Source organism: Glycomyces buryatensis, assembly GCF_004912275.1.
Classification (GTDB): domain Bacteria; phylum Actinomycetota; class Actinomycetes; order Mycobacteriales; family Micromonosporaceae; genus Glycomyces; species Glycomyces buryatensis.
In genome coordinates, this window is sequence record NZ_STGY01000016.1 from 31,274 (window position 1) to 43,072 (window position 11,799).

The window sequence follows — 11,799 nt, forward strand, 5'->3', positions numbered from 1 at the left end:
CGCGGTCTCCATCTTCGAACGGTACCTCTCCCGCCGGCCCGAATACGGGCTGGTCATCGTCACGGACCTCGGGAGCCACCTGGACAGATCACGGTCGGGTTCACCCCGTCGCGGGATCCCTCAGGGGCGCTTGAGCATCGCTTGCACCCGCGGCGGGAGCACCGGGTACTCCACGCAAGTCGATCGGTCGTAGAGCACCAGCCAGAGGTACCAGAGGACCGAGGCCATGGCCAGGGGCGACACGGTGAAAGCCAGCACCCAGGGAATGGTCATGGCCGATGCGACAAGGATCGCCAGCGCCAGGGTGACCAGGGCGCCCGCAGTGGAGGTTGCGAGCGCACCGGTGCCGGGTCGGTGCAGGCGCCTCCAGGTCCGAATACAGGAGACGAACGCGCCGATCGCGAATGCCATGCAGATGAGCATTGCCGTTCCGATGGCCGTCAACAGCACGTCGTAGGAGACCATTCCCCACAGGAGTGACACCGCGCCGGCGAAGAAAAGACCGGCGGCCGAGACGAGCGAGGCGAAGACCAAGGTCACCACCAGTGCGAACAGCGCTTGCCAGGAGGGCTGCAACTGGTGGAGCCTGACGCGGTGCCAGCACGGTGCGGGTGCGGGCGCGCGCCGGATGCTTTGCCTTCGTGGGGGTACGGGCTTCTGACTCACTTCGTATTCGGCGGGTTCGACCCAGATCCGGCCGGTACCCGTGTCTGCGGGCGGAGTCTGATGATCCATAATCGGCTACCGTACGGGGTCGGGTGCGTCGGGGCCAGCCTCGGCAAGGGATCCGACAGTTGGGGTTGTGGGGAATCCTATTCGTCGCGTACGAGGAGTAGCCTGAAAGTGATGCCCCGCGCCTGTGGCGGTGGGGCTGCTTCGATTCTTCCCATTCGACCCTTCGCGCCGATAGGACCATCGACGTTGACTTCACCAGCCGCCGGGTGGTCCCCACCCGGCATCGACACCACCGTGCCGTCGGTCGCGCGCGTCTATGACGCGATCCTCGGCGGGCGGGACAACTTCGAGGTGGACCGCGAGGCCGCCCAGACGTTCATGTGGCACATTCCGCAGGCCAAACAGGTCGCGTGGTCGAATCGGGCCGCGCTCATCCGGGGCGTGCAGTACATGGTGCGCCAGGCGGGGATCGATCAGATCCTCGACATCGGGTGCGGGCTGCCGACCAAGCAGAACACCCACGAGGCCGCGCAGGAGATCAACCCCGCCACCCGGGTGGTCTACGTGGACAATGACCCGATGGTGCTCGCGCACGGCCGGGCCCTGTTGGCCAACAATGAGAACACGACGGTCGTCACCGCGGACCTCCGCGATCCCCAGGCCATTCTGGATGACCCCGTAGTCCACGAGTACCTGGATTTCGATCGGCCGGTAGGCGTGATGCTCATCGGGATGATCATGTTGATCTCCGATGACGAGGGCCCCGACGACATCATCGCGACGCTGATGGAGCCCCTCGCTCCGGGCTCGCACCTGTTCATCACCGACTGGCCCGACACGGGCGATCCGGCCCAGCACGCGCTGTCGCGAGCCTGCCTGGAGACCCTCGGGAATGGTTGGGCCCGACCGCTCGATGAGGTCCGGTCGCGCTTCCAGGGCATGGAGATGGTCCCGCCGGGACTGGACTACATCGCCCGCTGGTTCCCCGAGGACCCCGAAAAGCCGGTCGCCGAGTTCGAGGACCTGGAGTCCCACGAGCGCACCATGATGGCCGGGATCGCCGTCAAGCGGTGACGCGGTCGGCCCGCTGGTCGGCCTCGTTCTCCCACAGCCTGTTCGCTCCGGCAGGTCCATTCCGAACGTCTTCGGTCCACACCGTACATATTGACTTCCTTCGATGGTTTAGCTAAGGTGTCGGATAAGTCCGGAACCTGCTCGCCTCCCGCTTTTGAGGCGACCGACCCGAAGGCGGCTCCCATGACGCGACGGACCTCCCCCACTCAAGAAATCCGCAGAGCTCGATTCGGCGGCGTCCGGGTCCGGTTCGCCGCGGTCGCGGTCTTCGCCCTCGCGCTCCTGTTCACCGGATCGGTCGGCGTCGCGTCCGCCGCCGAGTCCGAAGAGGACGACGCCCAGGCCGCCGCCTGGGAGACCCTCATCGACGGCTCGTTCGCCAATCGGCAGACCCTCGAGTCGGAGTGGAACTACCTGTACCCGTGGGGATCCGACCACAACGGCACCGCCCGCATGTACGCCGGCTCCACCGACAACAACCACCTGTACCTCTCCCCCAGCGGCGTCCTGAACATCAAGGCCACCCGGATCGACTGGGACGAGGGAACCAGCGACAAGGATCCGTACCTGCCGATCCACTACCACTCGGCGGCGATCCACGCCAAGGACCAGATCACGGTCAACGACACCTTCCCCGACTACGAGATCAGGGGCGAGTTCCAGGCGCCGTCGACGGCGGGCACCTGGCCGGCGTTCTGGATCACCGGAGCGAACTCCTGGCCGCCGGAGAGCGACATCCTGGAGTTCAAGGGCGACAACCGGAACTGGTTCAACACCTACGACGGGAGCTGGGACAATACGATCGTCCCGGTCAGCTCGCCGGGCAGCTGGCACGAGTACCGGATCTGGATGACCAAGATCAACGCCACCGACGTCGAGATCCACTACTACCTCGACGACGTGTGGAAGGGCTCGCACATCGGGTCGAACTTCGTCGGCAAGCCCATGAACCTCATCATCAACCTCCAGATGGAGGGCTCGTCGGGATCCTCGGGCCCGAGCGGGGACACGTACTACCGCGCCCAGAACGTCTACGTGGGCCGCACCAGGGCCTGACCGGGACCGACCGCGCGCCGCCGCTCCGCCAACGCGGGGAGGCGGCGCGTTCGGCTGTGCACCCAATGGTTCGACGGCATGGAGCGGCGGCGCGCGGTCGCCGAAAAATTTCCTGCAATCGTTTGCATCGATGTATTGAAATATGGACAGTTCTATCTCTACACTGATCTGACCGGCGTGACCGCCACGCCGCATAACCCTCGGCAATCCCCCCTTGAATTCCTTGAGAAAGAGCGCAGCCATGTCCCGAAGAAGAGTGAGAGCGACGGTGGTGGCCGGGCTGACCGGCCTGGTCACCATTGCCGCCACGGTGATCGCGATGAACTCGGCACAAGCGGCCTCCACCCGTTACGAGGCGGAGACCTCGCCCGCCACCTGCGGCGGCACCATCGACTCCAACCACGCCGGCTACTCCGGCAGCGGCTTCTGCAACTCCACCAACGCCGACGGCGCGGCCGCGCAGTTCACGATCAACTCCTCCGGCGCCGGAACGGCCACCCTTGGCATCCGGTACGCCAATGGCGGCTCCGGCGACCGGCCCGCGAACCTCGTGGTCAACGGCGCCACCGTCCAATCGGCCGGCTCCTACGGGGTGACCGGCGCGTGGGCCAACTGGACCACGAAGACCGTGACCGTCCCGGTCAACGCCGGCAACAACACCATCCGCCTGGTCGCCACCGGCGCGGACGGACTCGCCAATATCGACTTCGTGGACTTCGAGCTGGGCGGCGACCCGGGCGAGACCACCCCGCCGCCCCAGGGCGATGCGATCTACGTGGCGCCGAGCGGCACCTCCGGCGCCGCCGGAACCATCTCGAACCCGACCACGCTCGCCTCCGCCGTCGACCGCGTCGCGGCCGGCGGAACCATCTACCTGCGCGGCGGCACCTACAACTACTCCCAGACCGTCGTCATCGGCGAGAACAACAACGGTCTCTCAGGTGACCGAACCCAGTTGTTCGCGTACAACAACGAGACCCCGGTGCTGAACTTCTCGGCGCAGAGCGAGGCCACCACCGCCCGCGGGCTCTCGGTCAACGGCGACTACTGGCACGTCCGCGGCATCATCGTGGAACGCGCCGGTGACAACGGGATCTCCGTGGGCGGCAGCAACAACGTCTTCGAACGGGTCGTCACGCGCTTCAACCGCGACTCGGGCCTCCAGATCTCGCGGGCGGCCTCGACCACGCCGAAGGCCGATTGGCCGGCCAATAACCTGGTCATCACCTCCGAGTCGCACGACAATGCCGACTCCGACGGCGAGGACGCGGACGGTTTCGCCGCCAAGCTGACCGTCGGGTCCGGCAACGTCTTCCGCAACACCGTGGCCCACCACAATATCGATGACGGATGGGACCTCTACACCAAGACGGACACCGGGGCCATCGGCGTCGTGACCATCGAGAACTCGCTCGCCTGGGGCAATGGAACGCTGTCGAACGGCTCGCAGGCCGGCAACGGCGACCGCAACGGCTTCAAGCTGGGTGGCGAGGACATCTCGGTCAACCACATCATCCGCAATAACTTCGCCATCGACAACGGCAAGCACGGGTTCACCTACAACCGAAACCTGGGATCGATGACGATCTCCGGCAATGTCAGCACCAACAATGAAGAGCGAAACTTCAACTTCGACGGCGGCTCTTCGGTGTTCACCAACAACACCTCCTGCAATAGCGGCTCGACCGACCGCATCATCGGCTCCGCCGACGGCACGAACCAATTCTGGTCCGGCTCGAACGGCTCGCGCTGCTCCTCATACAGCGGCACACTGCGCTGGTCCTTCGCCTCGGACGGGAGGCTGGTCGTGACCTTCGGCTAGCCGGTCCGAGGTCCCAACCAGAAATTCCCAGGCCGGTCCGCTCTCTCGTCGGGGCGGATCGGCCGTTGCCATGCGAGGCATGAACGGCCGAGAGGGACGGAACATCAAGCCGTCTCGGGCCCGGGTTCAAGTTGCGGTCCGGCCCGCGGTCGTGCGGTGTTCAGGAGCCACTGCAGGGTTTCGCGGGTGTCAGGGTACAACTCGTTCGCGCGTGTCTGGACCAGCGCGCGGAGATCGCCACGTAGTCGGTCGTCGATCGGCGCGGTGACCGACGCGACTTCGTAACGGCACATGTAGTCCAGTTCGCGCAGGCCGTCCTCTGACAGTCGCGTGTCGGGGTCGTCGTACAAGGTCAATTCGACCCAGATTCGGTGCCAGATCCCGTGCTCACGAAGGAGCGATGCGGCCGACCTGCGTACGTTGACCGGATGGCGGTGTCGCATGAGTTCGCGAAGGGCGGCAGGGGACGGGAGTGTCCGCCGTTCCAAGAGATATCCGACCACGGCGCGCGTCACTGACGGCGCGGGATCGGTCAGGAGTCCGGAGAGTTCGCGGTCTGCGTGGAGGTGCTTGAGTGCGTTGACGACCGCTGCCCGGGTCTGCGGGCGCGGGTCGGCAAGGAAGGGCACCACCAGATCCGCATCCGTCTTCTGGCCGCATTCGCCCAGACCTTGGATGGTCGGTTTCGGCGAAATCATGGGCGATTGCAGGAGCGCACGGTAATGAGCGGCCGGATCTTGGCCCGCGCGGCGCAGACCCCACTGTGCGGTGGCGCGAACTGCTGCACTGCGATCGGTCAGGAACCCCTCGATCCCCGAGAAGTCTTCGAGGCGGACCAATCCCGTCAGCACCACCGCGCGGACGCGGCCGGAGCGAGCTTCCATCAGGGGCCGCAGTGCGTCTGGACTGCCCAGCGACACGGCCTGATCCGCCAACTCCTCTGCGCAGGCCTCCTGCAGTCGATCGTCGAATCGTCCGGTCGCGATCGCTGTCAAGTGCGGCGCCTGGAGGCGCCGCTGATCGGTCAGTGCCCTCCCGGCCCATCGGGCGGACCGCCCATCCGATTCGGCGAGGACGGCGAGGAGTGTTTCGTCGTTGGAATTCTGGAGCGCCTCGATGATCAGACCGAGCATCGGTGCCGCATCTGCTCGGTCCCTGAGTCGGCAAGCGACCGTGAGCATCGCACCAAGCGTTTCGTCATCGCTTGCGGCAAGGAGACCAGGCAGCAGCGCAATAGCGAGGGCGCGCACCTGTGCGACATGGTCGACCGTCCGCATCAGCAGCATCGGGTACAGCCGCGGATGTTCAGCCAGGTTCGAATACTCCAGAACCTCGGCACGACGGTAACCGTCGCCCGATGCCATCGCCAGCGCCAGTCCCAGCGTCGTCTCGGGCATGGATGCACCGACCATGGCGAGATCGGTGCCGCCGGAGCGGAATCGAGTCCAGTTCCGAACGGCTTGATCGAACGCCGGCCAGGCGTTCGGGCCGAGTGAGAGCAGTTCGTCAAGGGCGGCCTCGGCTTTGCCGCGGTCAGCGGAGGCGTTGAAGTACCGCAAAATCCGGGGAGTCTTTCGCAACATGGAAGGGACTCCGTCGAGTTCGTCAAAGGCCGGCAGATAGGGCGAAAGAGTCTTCCGGTCGAATCGGGCCCGCTCCATCGCCGCGGGCCAACCTTGCATCGGTGCGCGTTTGCGGATGAGCAGACCGGGCAAGGCGACCACCATTGCCACGAACGACATCAGCGCCAGGACCTCGCCCGAGACGTGCCCCGTGAAGTAGAGCCCTGTCACGACAGCAATGACCGCACCTGCCGCGACCAGGGCCAAGGTGTCGACCGGACGCTTGCTTCGACCTCGGTGCGTGGAGGAATGGAGCGGCCTGGTGCGGCGGTCATCGGGCTGGAATGGCATGGGTATGACTCCGGAATTCGCCGAGCCGTCGGCTCAGCGCTGCTCCGTCTCCTCGCTGAGGACCGCCACCCCGTAGCCCGACAGCCGGAAGAACCTTCCCGCCGCCGTTCCCTGACCCTCGAGCAGGTTGAGGCGCCCGTCCTGTTTCAGGTCGATCTCCACCGCTTCGGCATTGTGGTTCAGCACGAAGAGGTGTCCCCGGCCGTCCTTGTCCCGGCGGCGCACCACCTCCACGCCGTCCCGGGTGTCCATGAGCGGCTTCGCGCCCGCATCGCTCACGCAGTCGAGCACCATGCGGCGCATGGTCTCCCGGTCCGTCGAGACGCCGATGTACGTCGCCGTCCCCGAGCCGAAGCCGTTCCTCGTCACCGCGGGCCGGCCCCGCAGCTCGCCGTCTGTGATGACCGCCAGCGCCTGCGCTCCGTCCAACACGATGTGGTCCTGCCAGTCGACCACTCGTCCGATGTGGCCATCGTGGTCGATGCCGCTGGTTCGGCCCTCGGGGAGCGGGCCGAATTCGTCTATCTCGATGCCGAGCAGTTCGCGGAAGGCCCCCGGGTGGGCACCGGGCAGGACCCGGTCGAACTCGTCCACGATGCCGGAGAAGTAGGACATCAGCAGGTGTCCTCCTTCCCGCACATAGTCGGTGAGGTTCGCGGTGCCCGCTTCGTCGGTCAGGTAGAGGTTGGGGACCACCACCAGGCGGTATTCGCTCAGGTCGTCCGTCGGCTTCACGAAGTCGACGGGGACGTTGGCTCCCCACAGGGGCCGGTAGTGCTCCATGACCCGCTCGGTCCAGCGCAGGTCCGAGGACGGGTGGTCGAATCCTTCTAGGGCCCACCAGCTCTCCCAGTCCCAGACCATTGCCACCTCGGCGCGGTCGCAGCGGCCGCCGGCCAGGTTCGCCAGTCGGCCCACGTCCTCTCCCAGCGCGACGACCTCACGCCAGGTCCGGGTTCCGGTGCCGCCGTGGGGAACCATCGCCGAGTGGAACCGCTCGGCGCCGGCCCGGGAGGCTCGCCATTGGAAGAACATGACCGAGTCGGCGCCGCGTGCCACCGCCTGGAGCGAGCGGGCGCGGATCTGACCGGCCGGGCGGGCCGGGTTTCGGCCGCCGGAGAGGTTGCGGCCGGTGGCCGATTCCAGCATGAGCCAGGGTTTTCCGCCGCGCAGGGACCGCATGAGGTCGAAGTTGTAGGCGGCCTTCACCTCACCGTCGGGGGCGAGCGGGCCCGCGTAGATGTCGATCGCGGCGATGTCCTCGGCGGCGGCCCACTTCCAGTAGTCGAGGTTCTTGAAGGAGCCCATGAAGTTGGTGAGGATCGGCAGGTCGGGTGTGTGGCGGCGGACGATGTCCCGTTCGGCGGTGAAGCATTCGAGCGCGGCCGCGTCCGAGAACCGCCAGTAGTCGAGCACCTGGCCGGGGTTGGGGCCGGAGATCAGGCGTGAACGCGGTGCGGGGGCGCCGATGTGGTCGAAGGTCTCGTAGTGCTGGCCCCAGAAGGCGGTGCCCCAGGCGTCATTGAGCGCCTCGATGGATTCGTAGCGGTCGGCGAGCCAGCGCTGGAAGTGCGCGACGGAGGCCTCGCAGTGGCACTGGTAGCCGATGTACTCGTTTCCGATGTGCCACATGGCGAGCGCGGGGTGGCCCGCGTACCGCTGGGCGAGCTTTTCGGTGATGCGGGCGGCGTACTCGCGGAACACCGGGGACGACTGGCAGTAGTGGCAGCGGGCGCCGAAGCCGGTGCGGCGGCCTTCGGGGTCGATCGGGAGGGTCCCGGGGTGTCGGTGGGCGAGCCAGGACGGCGGGGCGGCGGTCGGGGTGGCCAGGTCGACGTTGATGCCGTTCCCGGCCAAGAGGTCCATGATCTGGTCGAGCCAGCCGAAGTCGAAGACGCCGGGCGAGGGTTCGAGCAGGCCCCAGGAGAAGACGCCGACGGTGACCAGATTGACCCCGGCCTCGCGCATCAGGCGGACGTCCTCTTTCCAGGTCTCCCGGTCCCATTGCTCGGGGTTGTAGTCGCCGCCGTAGGCCAGGCCTCCCAGCCGGCGGCGCAATCCATCGAGGCGTTCATCGACGGGGTCAGACACAGGTACTCCTCGGGGCGTGATCGTTCACTGTATTGTGCAGCCAACTCACGATAGAAAACGCTTACTCGTCTCTTCGCGCCGGGCTGGCTTGTCTCTGCATCGGGCTCACTCAGCCGCGCACCGGGCTCGGGGGCGCGGTGCTGTCGCGGAGGATGAGCCGGGGCCGCTCGGACGAGTAGCGGCGGTCGCCGGTGCCGTCCACGCCCTCCAGCAGCAGCTGGAAGCCGCGGCCGCCCAGTCCGGAGAAGTCCTGCTCCACGGTCGTCAGCGGCGGCGACCACAGCTCGGCGAGCGGGTGGTCGTCGAATCCCGCGACCGAGATGTCCTGCGGGACGCGCAGGCCCGCTTCGGAAATGCCCCGCATGACGCCCATGGCGATCTCGTCGTTGCCGCAGAAGACGGCGGTGACGCTCGGGTCGGCCGCGAGGTCGCGGCCGATGGCGATGCCACTCTTGGGATCCCAGGTCGCATCGTGCACGGGCGGAACCGGCGCCCCGGCCGTGGTGAGGGCGCGCTTCCAACCGGTCGTGCGCCCGTCGACCCGGCGCGACGGCGGAACCCGCACGTGGTGCACCGTCCGGTGGCCGAGCCCCAGCAGGTAGTCGGTGAGCTCCTCGGCCGCGGCGGCCTCGTCCAGGACCGCCTGGCGCACCCCGGTCTCCCGGGTGCCCGACAATGCCACGACGGGAAGCGCCGCCGGGATCTGCTTCAGCGCCGCCACGCCGGGAGGGTCGAACTTGAGCACCACGACGCCCGCGAGCGTCTGCGTCAGGACCACCGAGACCGCACGGTCCACTTCGTCCTCGTCGGCGCTCTCGACCACGATGATCATCACCGTGTAGCCCTCGGCGCGGGCGGCGATCTCGACCCCGCGGATGGTCTCGGCGTAGCCGTACCGCGAGGTGTTGCCCGCGATGACGGCGATGGTCCGGGACTTGCGCGAGACGAGCGCCCGGGCGGCGGAGCTGGGGCGGAAGTTGAGTTCCGCGATGGCGGCCTCGACCAGTTCCCGCTTCTGCGGGCTCACCCGCGCGGCGCCGGTCAGCACCCGGGACACGGTCGGGACGGAGACGCCGGCCCGCTCGGCCACGTCGCTGATCGTCGGGTTCCTGGGTCCCATGGCCGTTCCGTTCGCCGCCTTTCTGAGGCTCATCGCACCGCACCGCCGAAGGCGGCGCTCATTGCCCCACTCCCCTGCCGGAGCGGATCATTTCACGGCTCCACTGATGCTCTTGCTCATTTCACCGCTCCACTGGTGATGCCAGAGATGATCTTGCGCTGCGCGATCACGAAAGTGATCAGCAGGGGCAGGCTCATAAGGATGATATAGGCGAAGATCAGGTGCCAGTTCTGGAGATAGAGCCCGGCGCTGGCGACCTGGTAGAGGTTCAGCGGGAGCGTGTCGAGACGCCCGCCGACGACGAACAGCGCGTAGAACACGTCATTCCAGATGTACAGGCAGATCAGGATGGTCGCGGTGGCCAGCACCGGCCGCAGCAGCGGCAGGATGATCCGGGCGAACACCCGCGCCGGCCCGGCCCCGTCGACCCGCGCCGCCTCTTCCAGCTCGGGCGGGATCGTGCGGACGAAACCGGTCACGAAGAAGATCACAGTGGACAGATACATGCCCATGTAGACGCCGATCATGCCGACGGCGGTGCCCGCCAGGCCGAGCTGGCGCAGCAGGAGCACGATCGTGACGACCGCCGGCGGCAGGACGATGCCGCTGATGCCCAGCGCGTAGACGGCCGCGAGCAGCTTCCCGCCGCGGCGCCCCAGGATCCAGGCGGCCATCGAACCGAGGATGAGCACCCCGAACACGGACGGGACCATCACCAGCAGGCTCCCGAAGAAGCCGGCCATCATCCGGCCGTCGCTGAAGACGCTGCCGAAGTTCTCGAACAGCTGCCAGTCGGTCGGCGCCGACAGGTTGGGGTTCAAGGCCTCCGACTGGTTCTTGGAGGCGGTCGCGATGACCAGCCAGAACGGGACGCCCAGAACCAGGAGCGCCGTCAGGATCGCGGCTATCGGCTGGATGAGCCCGCGCGGGCCCTTGGCCGGCGCCAGCACGGTGCTTCCGGCGGAGCGGGTCCGGTCCTGCTTCGGGGAGGACGTGCGGGTGGCGGTGGCGGTGGGAGCAGTGACGGTCACAGGACGTCCTCTCGCTTGCGGAGGTACCGGATGACGGGGAAGGCCAGAATGGTCACCATCAGGAACAGCACCAGGCTCATGGTCGTGGCCTGGGCGAACAGTCCCTGCCCGAAGGTCCGGAAGATGAAGATGTTCAGCATTTCGGTGGTCCCGCCGGGGCCGCCCTCGGTGGTCGCCTGGACGATGTCGAAGCCGTTCATCGAACCGAGCAGGGCCGTCGCGACGTTGAACGTCACGGCCGGGGCGAGTAGCGGGAACCTGATGGAGCGGAACATGGTCCAGCGGCTCGCGCCGTCGAGGTGGGCCGCCTCCAGGATGTCCTCGTTGATGGTCTTGAGCCCGGCCAGGTAGATGAGCATCGACAGGCCCATCCACTTCCACGCGTGCACGACGGCGACGACCACGATCGTCCAGGTCGTGCTGCCCAGCCACGGGATCGTCACCTCGGCACCGGTGAGCGAACCCAGGATCCAGTTGAGCGCCCCGTCGGGTTTGAGCAGCGCCTGGAAGATGTAGCCGACCGCGAGCGCCGACATGATCACCGGGACGAAGAACGCGACCCGGACGGCGCGGTTGACGCGCGTGTCGCGCTCCAGCAGCAGCGCCAGCCCGAGCCCGAAGGCGTTCTGGAGGATCGCCACCAGCACCGCGTAGATCAGCGTCACCTTGAGCGAGTTCAGCAGGGTGCCGTTGGAGAACAACGAGGTGAAGTTGTCGACCCCGGCGAAGTTGATGGCGCTCTTGAAGCTCGACCAGTCGGTGAACGCGTACACGAAGTTGAACAACGTGGGCACGAAGAAGAACACGACCAGGATCGCGAGCGCGGGGATCAGGAACCACAGCGGATGGTCCTGACGGCGGGAGCGGGGCGCCCCCTTGGTGAGACTGAGGTTCGTGGCCACGGTGCTGGCGATTCCTTTCTGGCTGACGCGGCTAGGTGGGTGGTCGTCGATTGGGGAGGTCCGCAGTGCGCTAGGATATTTTTCCGCTCCCTAGGCGGCCGAATGTTCGCCTACC

9 protein-coding genes are annotated in these 11,799 nt (G+C 67.0%); 3 read left to right on the plus strand and 6 right to left on the minus strand.

Going from position 1 to position 11,799, the window contains the following annotated elements; all coding sequences use genetic code 11:
- Nucleotides 1-120: 120 nt before the first annotated feature.
- Nucleotides 121-735: a hypothetical protein gene (locus FAB82_RS04505; protein ID WP_136533350.1), complete on the minus strand. Its 615-nt coding sequence runs from the start codon at nucleotides 733-735 to the stop codon at nucleotides 121-123.
- A gap of 186 nt (nucleotides 736-921) precedes the next feature.
- On the opposite strand from FAB82_RS04505, the gene FAB82_RS04510 reads away from it, so the two are divergent.
- From FAB82_RS04510 to FAB82_RS04520, 3 genes are all read left to right on the plus strand, one after another.
- Nucleotides 922-1,749: an SAM-dependent methyltransferase gene (locus tag FAB82_RS04510; RefSeq protein ID WP_211116368.1), complete on the plus strand. Its 828-nt coding sequence runs from the start codon at nucleotides 922-924 to the stop codon at nucleotides 1,747-1,749.
- A 183-nt stretch (nucleotides 1,750-1,932) separates the two neighbouring features.
- Nucleotides 1,933-2,805, plus strand: a complete 873-nt coding sequence (locus FAB82_RS04515) for a glycoside hydrolase family 16 protein (RefSeq protein WP_211116369.1) — start codon at nucleotides 1,933-1,935, stop codon at nucleotides 2,803-2,805.
- 241 nt (nucleotides 2,806-3,046) lie between these two features.
- Nucleotides 3,047-4,627 carry a carbohydrate-binding protein gene (locus FAB82_RS04520; protein ID WP_136533352.1) on the plus strand — a complete coding sequence of 527 codons (1,581 nt, stop codon included), beginning with the start codon at nucleotides 3,047-3,049 and terminating at the stop codon, nucleotides 4,625-4,627.
- 104 nt (nucleotides 4,628-4,731) lie between these two features.
- Here FAB82_RS04520 and FAB82_RS04525 read toward each other — a convergent pair whose 3' ends face one another.
- The 5 genes from FAB82_RS04525 to FAB82_RS04545 form a co-directional block, all read right to left on the minus strand.
- Nucleotides 4,732-6,456, minus strand: coding sequence for a HEAT repeat domain-containing protein (locus FAB82_RS04525; protein WP_136533353.1), 1,725 nt, complete (start codon nucleotides 6,454-6,456; stop codon nucleotides 4,732-4,734).
- A gap of 117 nt (nucleotides 6,457-6,573) precedes the next feature.
- Nucleotides 6,574-8,631: a beta-galactosidase gene (locus FAB82_RS04530; RefSeq protein WP_136533354.1), complete on the minus strand. Its 2,058-nt coding sequence runs from the start codon at nucleotides 8,629-8,631 to the stop codon at nucleotides 6,574-6,576.
- A 109-nt stretch (nucleotides 8,632-8,740) separates the two neighbouring features.
- Nucleotides 8,741-9,751 carry a LacI family DNA-binding transcriptional regulator gene (locus tag FAB82_RS04535; RefSeq protein ID WP_136533355.1) on the minus strand — a complete coding sequence of 337 codons (1,011 nt, stop codon included), beginning with the start codon at nucleotides 9,749-9,751 and terminating at the stop codon, nucleotides 8,741-8,743.
- A 116-nt stretch (nucleotides 9,752-9,867) separates the two neighbouring features.
- The gene (locus FAB82_RS04540; protein ID WP_136533376.1) at nucleotides 9,868-10,701 is read right to left on the minus strand and encodes a carbohydrate ABC transporter permease; all 834 of its coding nucleotides are present in this window, start codon (nucleotides 10,699-10,701) and stop codon (nucleotides 9,868-9,870) included.
- Nucleotides 10,702-10,778: 77 nt separating this feature from the next.
- Nucleotides 10,779-11,684: a carbohydrate ABC transporter permease gene (locus tag FAB82_RS04545; RefSeq protein ID WP_211116371.1), complete on the minus strand. Its 906-nt coding sequence runs from the start codon at nucleotides 11,682-11,684 to the stop codon at nucleotides 10,779-10,781.
- Nucleotides 11,685-11,799: the final 115 nt, after the last annotated feature.

What these genes read in the sequence shown, in the direction of transcription:
- FAB82_RS04535 (WP_136533355.1), bottom strand. Translation starts at nt 9,751, where the DNA reads ATGGGACCCAGGAACCCGACGATCAGCGACGTGGCCGAGCGGGCCGGC.
- FAB82_RS04505 (WP_136533350.1), bottom strand. Translation starts at nt 735, where the DNA reads ATGGATCATCAGACTCCGCCCGCAGACACGGGTACCGGCCGGATCTGG.
- FAB82_RS04515 (WP_211116369.1), top strand. Translation starts at nt 1,933, where the DNA reads ATGACGCGACGGACCTCCCCCACTCAAGAAATCCGCAGAGCTCGATTC.
- FAB82_RS04520 (WP_136533352.1), top strand. Translation starts at nt 3,047, where the DNA reads ATGTCCCGAAGAAGAGTGAGAGCGACGGTGGTGGCCGGGCTGACCGGC.